Source organism: Brevundimonas sp. D3-1P (assembly GCF_055809335.1).
The window spans coordinates 1,518,649-1,536,919 of sequence record NZ_CM147908.1; the positions used below are offsets into that span (position 1 = coordinate 1,518,649).

The window sequence follows — 18,271 nt, forward strand, 5'->3', positions numbered from 1 at the left end:
CGAGAAGGGATCAGGCGGCGGCCTGACGTTGGCCTAAGTGGATGCCGCATTCCACCTTGTCCATGCCCGACCAGCGTCCGGCGCGCGCGTCCTCCCCGTCCTGCACCGCCCGCGTGCAGGGCCAGCACCCGATGGAGCGATAACCCTGCTCGACCAGCGGATGGCGCGGCAGGTCGTGATCGTCCAGCCAGGCTTCGACATCGGCGGCGTCCCAGTTCGCCAGCGGATTGATCCGCAACACCCCGTCCAGAACCTCGAACGGCTTCAGCGCCGCCCGCGTCGCGGCCTGATAGCGTTTGCGTCCGGTGATCAAGGCGTTGAACCCTGCCGTCGCCCGCGCCAGCGGTCGCACCTTGCGCAGATCGCAGCAGGCGTCGGCGTCGGTCTTCCAAAGGTCGTCGCGAGCGTCCAGCATCGCCTTCTCCCCGGCGTCCGGCGCAACCAGACGCACGTCGGTCAGGCCCAGGACCTTCGTCAGCTGAGTGCGATAGGACAGGGTCTGCAAAAAATGTTGTCCGGTCTCTAAAAAAACCACCGGAACGTCGAGATTTTGTCGAGCAATTGTATCGAGCAGCACCGCCGATTCCGCGCCGAACGAAGAGATGGCGCCGACGCGCAGACCCAGCGCCGGGTCCAGCGCCGCCTCGACGATTTCGCTCGCGTCCTTGCCCTCCGTCTCGCGGTTCAGCCGGTCGGCCAGCGCCTCGAGGTCGGGATCGTTGGAGGCGGCGCGACGGCGGCGCCAGATGGTCGGCGCGGGGTCGACCGCGGGCTGATAGGCGGCGCTGAAGGCCTGGTCCATCCGCGCCCAGGCGGCGGCGTCCGCGCCCTCGCCCAGTTCGACGCCGTCGAACCCGGACCGGCGCAGGTGCCGCGCCTGGTCCGGCAACAACTTGCCCGCCGCGATCAGCCGCCCGGCATAGCCCCGCTCGCGCAGGATGGCGGCCAGGGAGAAGCCGCGCCCGTCGCGGAAGGCGTCGAACTCCAGCACCAGCACGTCTTCATCGGCGGCGGCGGCCTCGACCTCGTCCACCGGCGTCGCGACCGACAGGCGCAGACCGTTCTGACGGCCTTCAAGCGTTTGCAGCATCGAGAGTCTCGTAGATGGCGTCGCGGAAGGGATCGGGACCGACGCGGCGGACCGTGTCGATGAACCGTTCGCCCTCGGCGCGGATTTGCAGATAGCGGTCCAGCGTCCGCTGGATGGCGGGCGCGACCTCGTGTGAAGGCAGGCTCTTGCCGACGATGTCGCCCAGCGCCGCCTGTTCGTTGGGCGAGCCGCCGACGGTGATCTGGTAATATTCCTCGCCCTTGCGATCCACGCCCAGCACGCCGATGTGGCCGACATGGTGGTGTCCGCAGGCGTTGATGCAGCCGCTCATGTTGATGCGGACCGGCCCCAGCTTCTCCTGATAGTCCATGTCCGCCAGCCGCTTGGACAGGGCCTGGGCCACCGGGATCGAGCGGGCGTTGGCCAGGCTGCAGTAGTCCAGTCCGGGGCAGGCGATGACGTCGGTCGCCAGGTCCGCATTTGCCGTCGCCAGCCCCGCCTCGCGCAGCGCCCGCCACACCGCCGGAACGTCGTCCAGCTTCACATGGGGCAGGACCAGGTTCTGCTCATAGGCGGCGCGCAGTTCGTCGAAGGAATAACGCTCGGCCAGGTCCGCCACGGCGTCCATCTGGTCCGCCGTCATGTCGCCGGGCACGCCGCCGACCGGTTTGAGCGACACCACCACCGAGGCGTAGCCCGCCTGGCGATGACGCCGCACATTGTTGCGGGCGAACCGGGCGAAGTCGGGATCGGCCAGCAGGGCGCGGTCGAATGGGGCGCTGGCCTTCGGCAGGTCCTCGAACGCGGGCGGGGCGAAATAGGCCCCGATACGCGCCAGTTCGTCATCCGGCACGCGCAGGTCTTCGTGGCGCAGCGCAGCGTAGTGTTTGTCCACTTCCTCGCGGAAGGCGTCGATGCCCAAGGAAGCGACCAGGATCTTGATCCGCGCCTTGTGGATGTTGTCGCGTCTGCCCAGCAGGTTCCAGGCCCTCAGGATGGCGGTCAGATAGGCCAGCAGGTCTGCCGCCGGAATGGCCGAGGCGATCTCCTGGCCGATATGGGGCAGACGCCCCTGCCCGCCGCCGACGAAGACGCGGAAGGCGGTTCCGCCATTCTCCCCGCGCACGATCTGCAGGCCCACGTCGTGGGTGCGGATCGCCGCCCGATCCTTCTCGGCCCCGATCACCGCGATCTTGAACTTGCGCGGCAGGAAGCTGAACTCCGGGTGGATCGTGGACCACTGGCGGATGATCTCGCACCAGGGACGCGGATCCTCGATCTCGTCCTCGGCGGCGCCGGCGAAGACGTCGGTCGTGGTGTTTCTGATGCAGTTGCCCGACGTCTGGATGGCGTGCATCTCGACCTCGGCCAGATCGCTCAGGATCGCCGGCAGATCGGTCAGGGCCGGCCAGTTGTACTGGATGTTGCAGCGGGTGGTGAAATGGCCATAGCCCTTGTCATAGGCGCGGGCGATATGGGCCAGACGCCGCATCTGGCGGCTGCTCATCACGCCGTAAGGTATGGCGACCCGCAGCATATAGGCGTGCAGTTGCAGATAGACGCCGTTCATCAGCCTTAGCGGCTTGAACTCGTCCTCGGTCAGGGCGCCGGAGGCGCGGCGTGCGACCTGATCGGAAAATTCCTCGACCCGTTCGCGCACCAGGGCGTGGTCGAACTCGTCATAGCGATACATCAGCCCACGCCCCCGGCGATGCTGTGGCCCACGGTCGGTCCGGCCGAGCGGATACGCTCCTTCAGCCGGTCGCGGCCCGAGGGGACATGGCCGTCCACCTCCACCGCATAGGGATTGACGAAGACATCCGGGCGTCCGGCGATCTCGGCCAGGACGATGTCGGCCGTCGTCTCGTCCAGCACGGACGCCTGGTCGATGCGGTCCACCGGCTGGTTGTCCACGCCCGCATAGATGACGCGCCCGTCCGACAGGCGGTTGGCGGTGACGATCTTCATGCCGCGACCTCCGCGCGCACATCCAGCTGGGCGGCGGAAAAGGCGGCCGTCTCGCCGACGAACAGCAGGGCCGGGCCGGTCAGACCGGCGCCGCGCACCAGGGCGCCCAGGCCGTCCAGCCGGCCGGTCAGCACCCGTTCGTCGGGGCGGCTGCCGTTCTCGACCAGGGCCACGGGCGTCGATGGCGAGCGGCCCGCTTCGATCAGCCTGGCCGCGGTCTCCTCGGCGCGGTCCGCGCCCATGTAGATGGCCAGAGTGTGGTTCGGCGCCGCCAGTCGCGTCCAGTCGGCCTCGACGCCGCCCGGTTTGGCCTGGGCCGTCACGAAGGTCACGGCCTGGGCGTGGTCGCGATGGGTCAACGGCACGCCCGCCGAGGCCGCGCAGGCCAAGGCCGCCGTCACGCCCGGCACGACGAAGACCGGCACGCCCGCCGCCCGCATGGCTTCCAGCTCCTCGCCGCCGCGCCCGAAGACGAAGGGGTCGCCGCCCTTCAGCCGGACGACGCGATGACCGGCCTTGGCCTCGGCGACCATCAGGGCCTCGATCTGGTCCTGGGGCACGGAATGATCGCCGCGCGCCTTGCCGACATACAGGCGTTTGGCGTCGCGCCGCGCCCGCGCCAGCACGGCCTCGGGCACCAGCCGGTCGTGGATGATGACGTCGGCGTCCTGCAGCACCCGCAGCGCCTTCAGCGTCAGCAGTTCGGGATCGCCCGGCCCCGCCCCGACGAGATGGACCACGCCCTGTTCCGGCGCGGCGACATTCAGCAGGCGCAACATCTCGCGGCGCGCCTCGGCCGTCCGACCCTCGGCCGCCAGGGTCGCCGCCGGGCCCCGGAAGGCCTTTTCCCAGAAGCGACGGCGGGCCATGAAATCGGGCACGCTGGCCTTGACCGTGTCGCGCAGTTCGCGCGCCAGCCGCGCCACGTGAGCCAGACCGGCCGGCATCACGCCCTCGATGGCGGTGCGGATGTCGCGGGCCAAGATCGGGGCCGATCCGCCGGTCGCCACGCCGATCACCACCTCGTCCCGGTCGATCAGGGCCGGGGTCTGGAAATCGCTCAGATGGGGCTTGTCGACCACATTGATCTGGGCGCCCGCCGCACGCGCCAAAGCGCCCAGCCGGGTCAATTCGTCCGCATCGTCCAGGGCCATGAAGACCAGACGCGCGCCCGCCAGATCGCCAGCCTCTGGCGAACGCAGAACCGGCTCCGGCGCCGCCAGAGGCGTTTCGATCTTGGGGGGCGCGCCGTCGGGGGCGAACCACACGACGTCGGCCGGCGTGTTCAGGAACAGTCGCAACTTCGCCAGGGCGGGTTCGCCGCCCCCGATGATGATGACCTTTGCGGCCTCCAGCGGGATGGAGGCGAGAAATACGCGCATCGTCTTGCTTTCAGGGCCGTCGAAAGGGGAAGAAGGGACGACGGCAGGTCGGGGAGCATCGGCGTGATGATCCAGGGCCGCAAACCAGATTGCCTTTGTCTCGCTGATAGGTTTTCTAACGGCGATGGCCCGTCCCCTGCTCCCGCTCAACGCCCTGCGCGCCTTCGAGGCCGCCGCGCGTCATCTGAACTTCTCGCGCGCCGCCGACGAGCTTGCGGTGACGCCGGGCGCCGTCAGCCAGCAGATCCGCCTGTTGGAGGACATCGTGGGCGGGCCGCTGTTCGTGCGCGAGGCGCGGGGCCTGCAACTGACCGATCTCGGCCGATCCTCCGTGCCCCTGCTGCGCGAGGGGTTCGAACGGCTGATGGACGCCTCGGCCCTGTTGCGCGAGCCGCCGCGCCGGAAACAGGTGTCGATCAGCGTCGCGCCCGGCTTCGCCTCCAAGTGGCTGATGCCGCGCATGGACGACTTCCACACCGCCCATCCCGAGATCGAGCTGTGGATTTCCGCCGACATGGAGACGGCGGACCTGTCGGAGGGCAAGATCGACCTGGCCGTCCGCTACGGTCCCGGCGACTATCCGGGGCTGACGGTCGACCGGCTGATGACCGAGACGGTTCTGCCGGTCTGCGCCCCGTCGCTGATGGACGGCGACAAGCCCATCCGCAAGCCGGCCGACCTGATCGGACACACTCTGCTTCACGACATGTCCAACGACGGCGACCCCAGCCGGCCCGATTGGGCCATGTGGCTGAAGGCGCGGGGCGTACGCCATCCCGATCCGCGTCGGGGGTCGCGCTTCAACCAGTCCAGCCTGCTGATCGAGGCGGCGGCGTCCGGGCGCGGCGTGGCCCTGGCCAAACGCACCCTGGCCCAGGCGGACCTGGCGTCGGGGCGGCTGGTCGCCCCCTTCCCGGATGGGTCGGAGGCGGTCGGTTTCGCCTATTACGTCGTCCAGCCGCGCGACCGCCCGCCGTCGCCCAGCGCCACCGCCTTCGTCGCCTGGCTGAAGAAGCAGGCGGTGGATCACGACAATACGATGGGCCAACTCTAACCCGGCAAGGAGGCTGTCATGGCCGATGGAAAACCGGCGCGCCTGGCCGTGCTGATCGACGCGGAAAACGCTTCGCCGCGCATCGCCGAGGCGTTGTTCACCGAGATCGCCACCCTGGGCGAAGCCTCTGCGCGGCGCGTCTACGGCGACTTCTCCAGCGCCCAGATCGCCGGCTGGACCAAGGTCCTGGCCCGCTGGGCCATCCAGCCCCAGCAGAATTTCGCCAACACCAAGGGCAAGAACTCGGGCGACATCGCCCTGGTGATCGACGCGATGGACCTGCTGCATTCGGGCCGGTTCGACGGTTTCTGCCTGGTGTCTTCGGATTCGGACTTCACCCGGCTGGCGGCGCGCATCCGCGAGGAGGGCGTGGACGTCTATGGCTTCGGCGAACAGAAGACGCCCGAAAGCTTCCGCCAGGCCTGCACCCGCTTCATCTACACCGAAAACCTGACCACCCAGGCCGAGCCGGACGGCGACGCTGGCAAGAAGACGGTCGCGGAACCCGCCCCGGCCAAGCGCAAGCCGGCGGAGGCCGCACGTCTGATCGCCTCGGTCATCGCCGACATGGACGAGGACGGCGACGGCTGGGTGCCGGCCGGCGCGATCGGCAATCGGCTGCGCAACGCCTATCCCGACTTCGACCAGCGCACCTATGGCTACGCCAAACTGTCCGATCTGATCCGCGCCACGGGCCGGTTCGAGGTCGAGAGCAAGGGGCCGGGCGGAATGCGGATTCGCGACCGGGCCTGAAAGGCGCCGGTCAGGCGCGCGCGGCGCGACTGGCCGGAACGCCCAGCGCCTGGAGCGCGATCGCGGCGATATGGTCGGCGTTCAGACCAGCCTGGGCGTACATGGCGGCCGGGGCGTCCTGGTCCTGGAAGACGTCGGGCAGGTTCAGGGTGCGGATTTTCAGCCCCGCATCCAGCGCGCCCTTTTCCGCCAGCAGTTGCAGCACGAAGGCGCCGAAACCGCCCATGGCGCCCTCTTCCACCGTGATCAGGGCCTCATGCCCGCGCGCCAGGCGCAGGATCAGGTCGGCGTCCAGCGGCTTGGCGAAGCGGGCGTCGGCGACGGTGGCCGACACGCCCTTGGCGGCCAGCAGGTCCGCCGCCTTCAGCGATTCCTGCAACCGGGTGCCCAGCGACAGGATGGCGACGGAGGTTCCTTCGCGCACGATCCGGCCCTTGCCGATCTCCAACGGGGCGGCCAGTTCGGGGATGTCCACGCCCACGCCGTCGCCGCGCGGATAGCGGAAGGCGCTGGGCCGGTCGTCGATGGCCAGGGATGTCGAGATCATCGCCGCCAGTTCCGCCTCGTCCGAGGCGGCCATCAGCACCATGCCGGGCAGCGCCCCCATGAAGCCGATGTCGAACGACCCGGCGTGGGTGGCGCCGTCCGCCCCCACCAGACCGGCCCGGTCCATGGCGAACCGCACCGGCAGCGACTGGATCGCCACGTCGTGGACGACCTGGTCGTAACCCCGTTGCAGGAAGGTGGAATAGATGGCGCAGACCGGCTTCATGCCGTCCGCAGCAAGGCCGGCGGCGAAGGTCACGGCGTGCTGTTCGGCGATGCCGACGTCATAGGTCCGCTCGGGGAAGGCCTGGCCGAATAGGTCCAGACCCGTGCCAGACGGCATGGCGGCGGTGATGGCCACCACGGTCGGATCGACCTTGGCGTGTTTGATCAGCTCGGTCCCGAACACCTTGGTGTAGCTGGGGGCGTTGGAGACGGCCTTGGCCTGTTTGCCCGAGACCACGTCGAACTTGACGACCGCATGGAGCTTGTCGGCGCTGCTCTCGGCCGGGGCGTAGCCCTTGCCCTTTTGCGTCACGACATGGACCAGCACCGGCCGGTCCTCGATGGCGGCCGCCTTCTTCAGGATCGGCACCAGATTGTCCATGTCGTGCCCGTCGATGGGACCGACATAGTAGAAGCCCAGCTCTTCGAAGAAGGTGCCGCCCGTGACCATGCCGCGCGCGTATTCCTCGGCCTTCTTGGCCGCCTGGCGGAAGGGGCGCGGCAGATGCTGGGCCACGGATTTTCCCAGCCGGCGCACGTTCCGATAGGCGCCGCCCGACACCAGCCCGGCCAGATAGGCGCTCATCCCGCCCACCGGCGGGGCGATGGACATGTCGTTGTCGTTCAGGATGACCATCAACTGGCCGCTGGTCGCCTCGGCGGCGTTGTTCATCGCCTCATAGGCCATGCCCGCCGACATCGACCCGTCTCCGATCACGGCCACGACGCGGTTCTTCTCGCCCTTCTGATCGCGCGCGGCGGCGAAGCCCAGGGCGGCGCTGATGGAGGTCGAGGCGTGAGCGGCGCCGAAGGGGTCGTATTCGCTCTCGGCGCGCTTGGTGAAGCCCGACAGGCCGCCGCCCTGGCGCAGGGTGCGGATGCGGTCGCGTCGTCCGGTCAGTATCTTGTGCGGATAGCACTGATGCCCGACGTCCCAGATCAGGATGTCCCTGGGCGTCTCAAACACATGGTGCAGGGCCGTGGTCAGCTCGACCACGCCCAGACCCGCGCCCAGGTGTCCGCCCGTGACCGACACGGCGTCGATGGTTTCGGCCCGCACCTCGTCCGCCAGCTGCTTCAGCTGGGCGATGTCGAAACTCCGCATGTCGGCGGGGACCCTGACGGTGTCGAGTAGCGGAGTGTCGGGCATTTAGGCGTAAGAACCTTGGAGAAGTCTGCGGATCAACCCGCAGGTCGGCCGGATGTTTCGTATCAGGACCGGCGCTTTAGCACAAAGTCCACGCTGGCCCTGAGGATTTCCGCCTCTTCGCCGAACGGCTCCAGGTGGGAGCGGGCCTGCCGCGCCAGATGCGCGACCCTGTGCCGCGCCGCCTCCAGCCCCAGCAGGGTGACGAAGTTGGTCTTGCCCAGCGCCGCATCCTTGCCGCCCGCCGCCTTGCCCATCTCCTCGGCCAAACCTTCGGCGTCCAGCAGATCGTCGACGATTTGATAGGCCAGGCCCACGTCGTGGGCGAAGCTGATCAGGGCGTGGCGATGCGGGGCCGAGGCGTCGGCGACGATCAGCGGGATCTCGAACGCATAGGCGAACAGGGCGCCGGTCTTCAGCCGCTGCATCCGCGCCACCCCGCCCAGGTCGTCGCGCACGCCCAGAAGGTCGATCATCTGGCCGCCCGCCATGCCTCGCGCGCCCGACGCCAGCGACAGCCGCGCCGCCAGTTCGCAGCGCACGGCCGCGTCCTCGTGCGTGTCCTCGTGCAGAAGGATGTCGAAGGCGGCGGTCTGAAGCGCGTCGCCGGCCAGGACCGCCGTCGCCTCGTCATAGGCCCGGTGGACGGTCGGGCGGCCGCGCCGAACATCGTCGTCGTCCATGCACGGCAGATCGTCGTGAACAAGGCTGTAGGCGTGGACGCATTCCAGGGCGCAGGCCGCGCGCAGCACCGAGCGTTCGTCGATGTCGAACAACCGCGCCGCCTCCAGCGCGAAGAACGGCCGCAGCCGCTTGCCCGGCCCCAGGGCGGCGTAGCGCATGGCCTCGGTCAGCCGCGATTCCGGCCCCTCGGCGCGCGGCAGCAACTCGTCCAGCGCGACCGTGACCAGATCGGCGATCTCGCCTACGCGGTCGATCACCGCCTGTTCGGGCGAATTGGCGGCGATGACGCGGTTCAAGAGGACCGACCGCCCTTCGCCAAGCCGGGACGACGAAGGTTCATTCGAACGACGCCGCCTCGACGCCCCTGGCTTGGCCGTCGGGGCCGACCACGATCTTCTCGACGCGCAACTGGGCCGCCTTCAGCCGCGCCTCGCAATGCGCCTTCAGCCGCGCGCCCTCCTCGTAAAGGGCGATGGATTCCTCCAGCGGGGCCTGGCCGGATTCCAGGCGGGACACGATGGTCTCCAGGCGTTGCAGGGCGTCTTCGAAACTGAGGTCTGCGGGAATGGCGGGGGCGGCGTCGGTCATGACGCGGACCCTAGAGGGGGTCGCCGCCCGCTTCAACGCCCGAAGCGGTCATCGCTTCTCGTAGCGACGCTGGGACCAGTATTTGAAGCCCTGGTTCTGCACCAGTCTCCAGCCGTCGCCCTTCAGGGCGCGGCCGACCATATGGTTGAAGTAGCCGTGGGCGAAGACCAGCACGTCCTGACCGCCTTCGGCCCGCGCGATCAGTTTTCGCGCCGCCTGCGCGGCGCGCGCCTCGGCCTGGGCACGGGTCTCCTGGCCGTCGTGATGGTCGAAGGCGTGCCACCAGAAACGCGACACCACGCCCCACCATTTGGGCGATAGCTTGATCCATTCGGGAACCGGCGGCGGCGGCAGGGGGGCCTCGATGAACATGACGTCCGACATCACCTCGCGCCCGGCGGCGACGGCGGCGGCGGTCTCCTGGGCGCGTTGGCGGGTGGAAGCGTAGATGGCGCCCGCACCCTGGGCCGCGGTGATCAGTTCGGGGGGCGGGGTCTGGCCGGCCAGCAGGCCGCCGACCTCGTATCTGGCCCACCAGTCGCCATACTGGCGCGCCGTGATCAGGCATTTGCGCGACAGGGCGGGCTCGCCGTGCCGCGTCAAGATGATGGCGCCGGGCCGGACGCCGGCCATGGCGCCGACCGAGGGCGCGGCGGGAGAAGAAGCCGCCGGCGGTTCGGTCGAATCGAGGGACAGTGCGGGGGCTGACATGACAAGCGGACGGGCCTTCGGTTTCAAGGCTTTATGCGTCCTCAGTCCTCCCCAAGCGCGGCGACGTGTGCGGCCGGCGAACGGCCCGATCCTTCAAGGTGGTAGCCCCCCTCGCGCGCGGATACAACCGTGCCTGAACACCTCTGTCGCGCGGCGCGCACGACGGCGCGGGCGGCCTGTGCGAAATCCCGCCCCCCGGGCGACGGAAGCGCCTTGCGCCCGGCCGATCGCGAACCGATGTGCAGGGCGACCAGACATCCCCAGGAGAGCGCCATGAAGGCCATCGGCACGACCGGCCCCCGTCCCGCGACCGACCCCGCCGCCCTGACGGCGTTCGATGCGCCCGAACCCGTTTTGCGGCCGCGCGACCTGCTGGTTCAGGTGGAGGCCGTCAGCCTGAACCCGGTCGACGCCAAGGTCCGCAACAGCCGCCAGCCCGAGGCGGGTGAGACCAGCATACTGGGCTATGACGCGGCCGGAACCGTGATCGGCGTGGGGGAAGAGGTCAGCCTGTTCAAGGTCGGGGACGAGGTCTTCTACGCCGGTCAGATCGACCGTCCCGGCTCCAACGCCGAACGGCAGGCGGTGGACGAACGGATCGTGGGGCCGAAACCGACGTCCCTGACCTTCCCCGAGGCCGCCGCCCCGCCCCTGACCGTCATCACGGCCTGGGAGCTGCTGTTCGACCGGATGAAGGCCGGGCGCGACGAAGACGAGACCCTTCTGGTGCTCGGCGGGGCCGGCGGCGTCGGCTCGGCCCTGATCCAGATCGCGCGGGCCACCACCGGGCTGCGGGTCGTCGCCACGGCTTCGCGGCCCGACACCCGCCACTGGTGCCTGGACCTGGGCGCCCACGCCGTGATCGACCACTCCGGCCCGATCGACGAAGCGCTGAGCGCCGCCGGCGAGCGGCCGCCCCGCTACATCGCCGCCCTGACCCATACCCAGTCCCACTTCGAGGCCCTGGCCCGCGCCGTGGCGGCGCAAGGGGTGATCGGCGCCATCGACGACTTCAGGGGGCTGCCGATCGAACTTCTGAAGCCCAAGGCGGCCGGCTTCGTCTGGGAGTTCATGTTCACCCGGCCGGTGCAGCAGACGCCGGACATGATCAAGCAGCACGAACTGCTGGCCGAGGTCTCGCGCCTGGTCGATGCGGGCGCGATGCGGAGCACCCTGACGGAAAACCTGGGACCGCTGTCGGTCGAGACCCTGCTGGAAGGCCATCGTCGGCTGGAGAGCGGGACGACCATCGGCAAGATCGTTCTGGACGGCTTCTGACCCCTCGCTCTAAGGGCGGATCATGACCGCGCCCGTGATCCGCCCCGCCCGCCCCGACGACGCCGCAGCCTTGGGCGCCCTGGGCCGCCAGACATTCGTGGACACCTTCGTCACGGGGTTCGGCATTCCTTATCCGCAAGCCGATTTGAACGCCTTTCTCGACGCCAGCTTCGACCTGGAGCCGACCCGGAGGAAGCTGGCCGAGCCGGGCTGCGCCTGGTGGGTGGCCGAACGCGACGGCGAACTGATGGCCTTCGCCAACGCCGGCCCCAACGGCCTGCCCCATCCCGAAGCGCGGGCCGGCGATCTGGAGTTGCGCCGTCTCTATGTGGCCAGGACAGCCCAGGGCCTGGGCCTGGGCACGGCGCTGCTGACCGTGGCGCTGGACTGGATGCGGACGAACACCGCAGGCGCCCTGTGGATCGGCGTCTGGAGCGGCAACGCCAAGGCTCAGCGCCTTTACGCCGCCCACGGCTTCGAAAAGGTCGGCGAATACGACTATCCCGTCGGCGCCTGGCGCGACCGCGAATTCATTCTGCGGCGAGGCTGAACCGATTGATCATCCAGCCGCTAGGCTTGCATGGGCGAGGTTCGCATCGGCACGTCAGGTTGGGCCTACAAGGACTGGAACGGCCCCTTCTATCCAGACGAGGTCAAGGCCAAGGATCGCCTGGCCCATATTTCACGCCGCTTCACGACGCTGGAAATCAACGCCAGCTTCTATCGCATGCCCACGGACAAGGCGGTGGCCGGATGGCGCGAACAGACGCCAGACGATTTTGTCTTCGCCTGGAAGGCTTCGCGTTACATCACCCATAACAAGAAACTGACCGACCCGGCCGACAGCCTGGCCTATATGTTCCAACGGGCCGAGGGGCTGGGCGGCAAGTTGGGGCCGATCCTGTTTCAACTGCCGCCCAATCTGCGACGGAACGACCAACGGCTGACCGACTTCTTGAAGGCGCTGCCGCACAGGGGTCGCTTCGCTTTCGAGTTCCGCCATTCCAGTTGGCATGACCCCGCCGTGCTGGACCTTTTGCGCGACCATGGCGTCGGCTTCTGCATCTCCGACCATCACGACGCGCCTTCGCCGTGGGCGGCCACGGCCGACTTCGTCTATCTGCGCGGGCATGGCCCCGGAGGGCGGTACCATGGCCGATATGGCGAGGCCGCCCTCAAGGGCTGGGTCGATCACATTGGGCGCTGGCGCAAGGACCACGACGTTTTCGTCTACTTCGACAACGACATCAAAAGCGCGGCGCCGGCCGACGCCCAGCAACTGATCGAAATGCTGTCGCCGACCTGATAGGGTCTGACCCATGCTGCTGCCCTTTTTCACCGCCCTGCGCGACGCCAAGGTTCCGGTGTCGATGAAGGAATGGCTCCATCTGATGGAGGCGTTGGATCGCGATCTGGCGGGGCGGGAGGTGGAGACCTTCTATCATCTGTCGCGCGCGGTCCTGGTCAAGGACGAGAAACACTATGACCGGTTCGACCAGGTCTTCGGAACGGTGTTCAAGGGAGTCGAGACGGTCGGGGCGGGCCAAGACCCGATTGCGGACATCCCCGAGGACTGGCTGCGGCTGCTGAACGAGAAATATCTGACCGACGAGGAAAAGGCCCAGATCGAGGCCCTGGGCGGGTTCGACAAGCTGATGGAGACGCTGAAACAGCGGCTGGAGGAGCAGAAGGAACGCCACGCCGGCGGCAATCGCTGGATCGGCACGGGCGGGACCAGTCCCTTCGGCCACGGCGGCTACAATCCCGAGGGCGTTCGCATCGGCGGGCCGGGAAGGCATGGCCGGGCAGTCAAGGTCTGGGAGAAGCGCGAGTTCAGGAACCTGGACGACACGGTCGAACTGGGCACCCGCAACATCAAGGTCGCCCTGCGTCGCCTGCGGCGCTTCGCACGCCAGGGCGCGGCCGAGGAACTGGACATCGACGGCACCATCGACGGCACGGCTCGCCAGGGGTGGCTGGACATTCAGATGCGGCCCGAGCGGCGCAATACGATCAAGGTCCTGCTGTTCCTCGACATCGGCGGCTCGATGGACGGTCACGTCAAGCTGGTCGAGGAACTGTTCTCGGCGGCCCGGACCGAGTTCAAGAACCTTGAGTTCTTCTACTTCCACAACTGCCTCTACGAGGGTGTCTGGAAGGACAATCGGCGCCGCCACACGGAAAAGATTCCGACCTGGGACCTGCTGCACAAATATCCGGGCGATTGGCGAGCCATCTTCGTCGGCGACGCGACCATGTCGCCCTATGAGATCACCATGCCCGGCGGCTCGGTCGAGCACTGGAACGAGGAGGCCGGGGCCGTGTGGATGAAACGGGCGCGGGACCAGTGGGAAAGGTCGGTCTGGCTGAACCCGGTCCACGAACGCCATTGGACCTACACCGCCTCGGTCGGCCTGCTGCGCGAGGTGATGGACCAGCGGATGTATCCGCTGACGCTGGACGGACTGGACAAGGCCATGCGGGCCCTGACAAGGTAGGCGACGCGCCGGGGCGAACCGGAGGCGCGACAGAAGGGTTCGACCGATGATCGCCGCCGCCTTCGCCCTTGTCCTGATGCAGGAGGCCGCGCCTTCCGTGGTGTGGGAGACCTCCGCCGCCGAACCGCCGGCGACCGCAGCAACCGCCGTCGCCCCGGCCACGCCGCATTCCGTGCCCGCCTGGGGCCTGGCCGATCCGTTCGGGTTCGAGCGGGCGCGGTGCAGTCCGCTGGTGCGCGGCGCGAAATCGATGGAAACCTGCCAGACCGAAGTGCGCGCGCAACTGGCCACGGCTCTGGGGTCGGACCTGCCCGAGGCGCTGCGCCCCGCCGGCATGGCCGGAGACTGTCAGATGATGCAGGCGTCGGCCGGCGGCGGCGCCTATTCGATCCAGTGCGGGCCGCAGTCGCGGGCGGCCAGCGCGCCATCCGGGCTGCGCGAGATGGACTGCCGTCCCCGCCCGGTCGAAGGCGGCTTCAGTTCGGAATGCCGCCCCGTCGACGAAACCGGCAAGAAGGGGCTGTCGCTGACCCTTTGGGGTGACAAGAACGACTGACCACACATGGCGAAACGCCGCCCGCTTTCGCGGACGGCGCTTCCCGTATTCGGCATGTCAGGCTGAGATCAAGCCTTGTCGCGCAGGCTGTCCTTGGCGCCGCCGACGGCGTTCTGGACCTTGCCTTCGACCTGGTCGGCCTTGCCTTCGGCTTGGAGCTTGGTGTCGCCGGTCATCTTGCCGGCGGCTTCCTTCACCTTGCCGCCGATATTCTTGGCGGCGCCTTCGATGCGGTCATGATCGGCCATCGTCTTGTCTCCTGATCCAGCGCCGCCGGGACAGCGGCGCGCGTTGATCAAAAAACGGAAACGCCAAAGCCTTGTTCCGTAAGGCTCAGCTTGGCCGACGCAGCCAGACCGCCACGGCCCAGGCGTGCGAATCGTGGCGCAAACGGGACAGGGCGACGGTCGGATCCAGCCATACCAGCGTGTGATCGTCCTCGCACTTGGCGGCCGGATCCTCGGCGGCGACGCGGGCGGTCCAGAAACCGCCGACGTTGTTCACCGGCTCATCGGTCGAGCGCACGAAATACTGCCCGGCCTCGGCGATTCGGTTCAGGGGCGCGATCGTCAGCCCGGTTTCTTCCAGGAACTCGCGCCGCAGGGCCTCGACCTCGGTTTCCTCCAGGTCCAGCCCCCCGCCCGGCAGGTCGAAATAGGGGCCGGACGGCCGCTCCACCCGCACGCAGGCGATCAGCCCGTCGCGTTCGGCCACGCCGAAGGCGACGGTGCGATGGCGGTAGTCGATACCAGGCTTTCGGACGCCGAACTGAAGCATGACGACGCCGACCTTAAAGGTCGAAGGCCAGCCTGGCGCGCACGCCCTTGTGAGCGCCGTCGAATTCGACCGCCGAGCGCAGGCCCGAGGCCATGGCCGAGATGATCTTGGCGCCCAGGCCCGTGCCCTTCGGGGCGCCGTCGCCCATGCCGGGACCGTCGTCCTCGACCGTCAGGACGACGCGATTGTCGCCCTCATGCTCCAACAGTATGCGGATTTCGCCGCCCTGGCCGGGGGCATAGGCGTATTTGACGGCGTTCGTGACCAGTTCCGTGACGATGACGCCGATGGAGACGGCCTGATCCGTGGTGACGGATAGGGGCGCGGCCTTCAGCTTCAGGCGCGGCGAACCCTGATCCGGCCCGATGGACTTGGACAGTTCGTCGATCAATCCGACCAGATAGTCGTCCATGGCCACGCGGCTCATGTCGCCCGAGGTGTAGAGGCGTCGATGCACGTGGGCGACCGCCTCGATCCGCGCCTGGGATTCGCGCAGGGCCTCCTTGGCGGCCTGGTCGGCGATATGGCGCATCTGCAGCGACATGAAGCTGGACACCAGTTGCAGGGAGTTGCCGACCCGGTGGTTCACCTCGCGCAGCATGGCCTCGGCCCGGTCGCGCGCCAGACGAATCTCCTCCTGCGCCTGGTCGTTCTCGCGTTGAAGGCGCCGCCGCAACAGGGCGTCCTCCAGCGCGGCGCGCAGCAGGGAGGTGAAGTCTTCGGACACGTCCTTGATGACATAGTCGGCTGCGCCGGCGCGCAGGGCGGCCACGGCGATCCTCCCGTCCTGGGCGCCCGTCACATAGACGACCGGCGGCGGCGCGCTCAGCGCCAGGATGTCGGGCAGCACGTCCAGCCCGTCGCGCGTCGGCATATAATGGTCCAAGGCGCAGACATCGTACTCATGCCGCTGCAACAGCTCCAGCCCCGCATCGCCGTCCGGCGCGCAGGTGACGGCGTAGCCGTGGCGCCCCAGCTCCTTCTCGACCAGCCGGGACAGGCCCCGGTCGTCGTCGATGTAAAGCAGGCGGATCGGCGGGTTCGCCTCGATCACTCGATCTCCGGCGCCTGGATCACCGACAGGAACAGCCCCAGTTGGCGGATCGCGCCCGCGAAGGACTCATAGTCCACCGGCTTGGTGATGTAGACATTGCAGCCCAGGTCGTAGCAGCGCTGGATCTCCACCTTATCGTCCGTCGTGGTCAAAACCACCACGGGGGCGCGCCGCAACCGCTCATTGCCCTTCACCTTCTCCAAAATGTCGGTTCCCGACATATCCGGCAGGTTGAGGTCCAGAAGGATCAGCAACGGCCCATTGGTCAGGATTTCGTCGCTGAACAGATAGTCCAGCGCCGCGCCGCCCTCGTCGAAATGCTTGATTTCATTGTTTATGTTCGCGCGACGGATGTTCTTTTCGATCAGCTTGGCGTGACCGTGGTCGTCTTCGACCATGATGATTTTGACAGGCTGCGTCACGACGCGACTCCAGGTTCGGCTACGATCAGTCGTTTGGGGAATTTCAGCAGGAAAGTCGAGCCCTTGCCAAGCTCGGATTGCACGTCGATCGTGCCGCCCAGTCGCCGGACGCTGTTGCGCACGAAGGCCAGGCCCAGCCCCTCGCCCGCGCGATCCTGCCGGCCGGACCGGCGAAACAGTTCGAAAATCCGTTCATGGTCGCGGGGCGCGATGCCGCGGCCGTTGTCGGCGATGCGATAGACGACCCAGCCGCCCGGCACGTCCTCGCCCGTGACGACGATTTCGCCCGGCCGGTCGTGGTCCAGATATTTGACGGCGTTGTCGATCAGATTGCCGATGATCTGCTCCATCGAAATCCGGTCGCTTTCGATTTCAGGCAGGGGCTGAACCTCGATGCGGGCGCCCGAGGCTTCGGTCTGGTGATGGACGCTCTTGGCGATGCCTTCCGCCATCGCCGTCATGTCCAGCGTCTCGGGCAGCAGATTGCGCCGGCCTTCGCGAGACAGCTTCAGGATGGCGTTGATCAGCCGGTCCATCTTCTCGGTCGAGGCGCGGATGAAGCCGATGGCCTCCGGCATATCCTCGCGGACAGCGGTGACGACCTCGGCGTCGACGGCGCGCGTCTTCTCCGCCTCTTGGATGGCCTTGTCGATGACCTTGCCGGCCTGCTCGAGTTCGGAGGTGTAGCCCATGACGTTGACCAGGGGCGCGCGCAGGTCGTGGCTGACGATATAGGCGAAGCGCTGAATCTCCTCGTTGGCGCGCATCAGATCCCCGGTCCGTTCCTTGACCTTGTCTTCCAGGCTGGCGTTCGCGGCGTCCAGCACGGCGCGGGCGCGTTCGATTTCGGCGACATAGCGCCGAACCATCCAGGCCGACAGCAGCGCCAGCAGGATCACCAGAACGCCGGCGATGGCGTTCATCGCCACCGTCAGCAGGGCGAACCGTTCCGACCGCTTCTGGAGGTCGGCTATCTTGCCGGACTTCAGAACGTCGAAGGCCTCGATGGCGATCCTCAGATCGTCCATGTAGCGTTTGCCCTCGCCCGAGCGCACGGTCTGGATCGACTGGCCGATCCGCCCCTGGGCCGCCAGGGAGATGGTGCGATCCATCTCGGCCCATTTCAGGCCGGCGAGGCGATGGATTTCGTCCACCGCCCGCCTCAACGCCGGATCGGCGACGGCGGCCTGGTCCAGAAGGGCCAGGGCCGGCCGCATTTCCTCTCGCGCAATGCGGTAGGGCTGCAGGAAGTCCCCGCGTCCGGTCAGCAGGAAGCCGCGCTGGGCCGTTTCCGCGTTCAGCATGGAGATCAGGGTGGTCCGCGACGCCCGCCGCATCTGCTGGTCGTGCTCGATGGTGCGGTTCACGGCCGCCGTCCGCTGGATCATCACGAAGGTCGTGGCGTTGACCAGGATCAGCAGCCCGAAGGCCAGGATCAGAGTGGCCGACATCGACCGCGCCAGCGACGGCGTGCGGACGAAATTCTGAAAGCGCGACCATTGCCGCCGAGTTGTGGGGATCATGGCGCGAAGCTTTAGCGGGGCGCGATCCGGCGTCAAACCTCATTATCGCGGGGC

General features: G+C 68.0%; 20 protein-coding genes. 7 read left to right on the top strand and 13 right to left on the bottom strand.

Going from position 1 to position 18,271, the window contains the following annotated elements; all coding sequences use genetic code 11:
• Positions 1-10: 10 nt before the first annotated feature.
• From AC0L6G_RS07820 to cysG, 4 genes are read right to left on the bottom strand one after another with little or no spacing between them, the layout of a single operon-like run.
• Positions 11-1,090 (bottom strand): phosphoadenylyl-sulfate reductase, encoded by a 1,080-nt coding sequence (locus AC0L6G_RS07820; RefSeq protein ID WP_293827142.1) that lies wholly within the window; start codon positions 1,088-1,090, stop codon positions 11-13.
• Complete coding sequence (locus tag AC0L6G_RS07825) at positions 1,074-2,744, bottom strand: nitrite/sulfite reductase (protein ID WP_473253149.1); 1,671 nt, start codon at positions 2,742-2,744, stop codon at positions 1,074-1,076. The genes AC0L6G_RS07820 and AC0L6G_RS07825 overlap by 17 nt, the downstream gene beginning before the upstream one ends.
• Positions 2,744-3,019, bottom strand: a complete 276-nt coding sequence (locus AC0L6G_RS07830; RefSeq protein WP_293827146.1) for a DUF2849 domain-containing protein — start codon at positions 3,017-3,019, stop codon at positions 2,744-2,746. Before AC0L6G_RS07830 ends, AC0L6G_RS07825 begins: the two co-directional genes overlap by 1 nt.
• Complete coding sequence (cysG, locus tag AC0L6G_RS07835; protein WP_473253150.1) at positions 3,016-4,401, bottom strand: siroheme synthase CysG; 1,386 nt, start codon at positions 4,399-4,401, stop codon at positions 3,016-3,018. Before cysG ends, AC0L6G_RS07830 begins: the two co-directional genes overlap by 4 nt.
• 124 nt (positions 4,402-4,525) lie before the next feature.
• Here cysG and gcvA point away from each other — a divergent pair, with 124 nt between their 5' ends.
• Both gcvA and AC0L6G_RS07845 read left to right on the top strand, forming a co-directional pair.
• On the top strand, positions 4,526-5,455 hold the full coding sequence (gene gcvA, locus AC0L6G_RS07840; RefSeq protein ID WP_291535741.1) for a transcriptional regulator GcvA: 930 nt from the start codon (positions 4,526-4,528) through the stop codon (positions 5,453-5,455).
• Positions 5,456-5,473: 18 nt separating this feature from the next.
• On the top strand, positions 5,474-6,208 hold the full coding sequence (locus tag AC0L6G_RS07845; RefSeq protein ID WP_473253151.1) for an NYN domain-containing protein: 735 nt from the start codon (positions 5,474-5,476) through the stop codon (positions 6,206-6,208).
• A gap of 10 nt (positions 6,209-6,218) precedes the next feature.
• Here the strand turns inward: AC0L6G_RS07845 and dxs are convergent, their stop codons facing one another.
• The 4 genes from dxs to AC0L6G_RS07865 all read right to left on the bottom strand — a co-directional run bounded on the left by dxs (position 6,219) and on the right by AC0L6G_RS07865 (position 10,109).
• Positions 6,219-8,129 carry a 1-deoxy-D-xylulose-5-phosphate synthase gene (gene dxs / locus AC0L6G_RS07850; protein WP_473253152.1) on the bottom strand — a complete coding sequence of 637 codons (1,911 nt, stop codon included), beginning with the start codon at positions 8,127-8,129 and terminating at the stop codon, positions 6,219-6,221.
• A 62-nt stretch (positions 8,130-8,191) separates the two neighbouring features.
• The gene (locus AC0L6G_RS07855; RefSeq protein ID WP_473253223.1) at positions 8,192-9,067 is read right to left on the bottom strand and encodes a polyprenyl synthetase family protein; all 876 of its coding nucleotides are present in this window, start codon (positions 9,065-9,067) and stop codon (positions 8,192-8,194) included.
• Positions 9,068-9,146: 79 nt separating this feature from the next.
• On the bottom strand, positions 9,147-9,398 hold the full coding sequence (locus tag AC0L6G_RS07860) for an exodeoxyribonuclease VII small subunit (RefSeq protein ID WP_292087452.1): 252 nt from the start codon (positions 9,396-9,398) through the stop codon (positions 9,147-9,149).
• Between the two features lie 48 nt (positions 9,399-9,446).
• Complete coding sequence (locus AC0L6G_RS07865) at positions 9,447-10,109, bottom strand: histidine phosphatase family protein (protein WP_473253153.1); 663 nt, start codon at positions 10,107-10,109, stop codon at positions 9,447-9,449.
• Between the two features lie 273 nt (positions 10,110-10,382).
• Here AC0L6G_RS07865 and AC0L6G_RS07870 point away from each other — a divergent pair, with 273 nt between their 5' ends.
• The 5 genes from AC0L6G_RS07870 to AC0L6G_RS07890 are packed head-to-tail and all read left to right on the top strand — an operon-like array spanning position 10,383 to position 14,441.
• Entirely contained in the window at positions 10,383-11,387 is a 1,005-nt protein-coding gene (locus AC0L6G_RS07870; protein ID WP_473253154.1) for a zinc-binding alcohol dehydrogenase family protein, read from the top strand.
• A 22-nt stretch (positions 11,388-11,409) separates the two neighbouring features.
• Positions 11,410-11,937 carry a GNAT family N-acetyltransferase gene (locus AC0L6G_RS07875; protein ID WP_293827156.1) on the top strand — a complete coding sequence of 176 codons (528 nt, stop codon included), beginning with the start codon at positions 11,410-11,412 and terminating at the stop codon, positions 11,935-11,937.
• Between the two features lie 30 nt (positions 11,938-11,967).
• Positions 11,968-12,693, top strand: coding sequence for a DUF72 domain-containing protein (locus AC0L6G_RS07880; protein WP_293827157.1), 726 nt, complete (start codon positions 11,968-11,970; stop codon positions 12,691-12,693).
• Positions 12,694-12,706: 13 nt separating this feature from the next.
• On the top strand, positions 12,707-13,885 hold the full coding sequence (locus AC0L6G_RS07885; protein ID WP_473253155.1) for a vWA domain-containing protein: 1,179 nt from the start codon (positions 12,707-12,709) through the stop codon (positions 13,883-13,885).
• Between the two features lie 46 nt (positions 13,886-13,931).
• Positions 13,932-14,441 carry a hypothetical protein gene (locus AC0L6G_RS07890; RefSeq protein WP_293827160.1) on the top strand — a complete coding sequence of 170 codons (510 nt, stop codon included), beginning with the start codon at positions 13,932-13,934 and terminating at the stop codon, positions 14,439-14,441.
• 68 nt (positions 14,442-14,509) lie between these two features.
• Here the strand turns inward: AC0L6G_RS07890 and AC0L6G_RS07895 are convergent, their stop codons facing one another.
• The 5 genes from AC0L6G_RS07895 to AC0L6G_RS07915 all read right to left on the bottom strand — a co-directional run bounded on the left by AC0L6G_RS07895 (position 14,510) and on the right by AC0L6G_RS07915 (position 18,217).
• On the bottom strand, positions 14,510-14,689 hold the full coding sequence (locus AC0L6G_RS07895) for a CsbD family protein (RefSeq protein ID WP_291535751.1): 180 nt from the start codon (positions 14,687-14,689) through the stop codon (positions 14,510-14,512).
• A gap of 85 nt (positions 14,690-14,774) precedes the next feature.
• Positions 14,775-15,218, bottom strand: coding sequence for an NUDIX domain-containing protein (locus AC0L6G_RS07900; protein ID WP_293827162.1), 444 nt, complete (start codon positions 15,216-15,218; stop codon positions 14,775-14,777).
• 13 nt (positions 15,219-15,231) lie between these two features.
• Positions 15,232-16,272: a sensor histidine kinase gene (locus AC0L6G_RS07905; RefSeq protein WP_293827163.1), complete on the bottom strand. Its 1,041-nt coding sequence runs from the start codon at positions 16,270-16,272 to the stop codon at positions 15,232-15,234.
• Positions 16,269-16,694 (bottom strand): response regulator, encoded by a 426-nt coding sequence (locus AC0L6G_RS07910; RefSeq protein ID WP_293827164.1) that lies wholly within the window; start codon positions 16,692-16,694, stop codon positions 16,269-16,271. Before AC0L6G_RS07910 ends, AC0L6G_RS07905 begins: the two co-directional genes overlap by 4 nt.
• Positions 16,691-18,217 carry a sensor histidine kinase gene (locus AC0L6G_RS07915; protein ID WP_293827165.1) on the bottom strand — a complete coding sequence of 509 codons (1,527 nt, stop codon included), beginning with the start codon at positions 18,215-18,217 and terminating at the stop codon, positions 16,691-16,693. Before AC0L6G_RS07915 ends, AC0L6G_RS07910 begins: the two co-directional genes overlap by 4 nt.
• Positions 18,218-18,271: the final 54 nt, after the last annotated feature.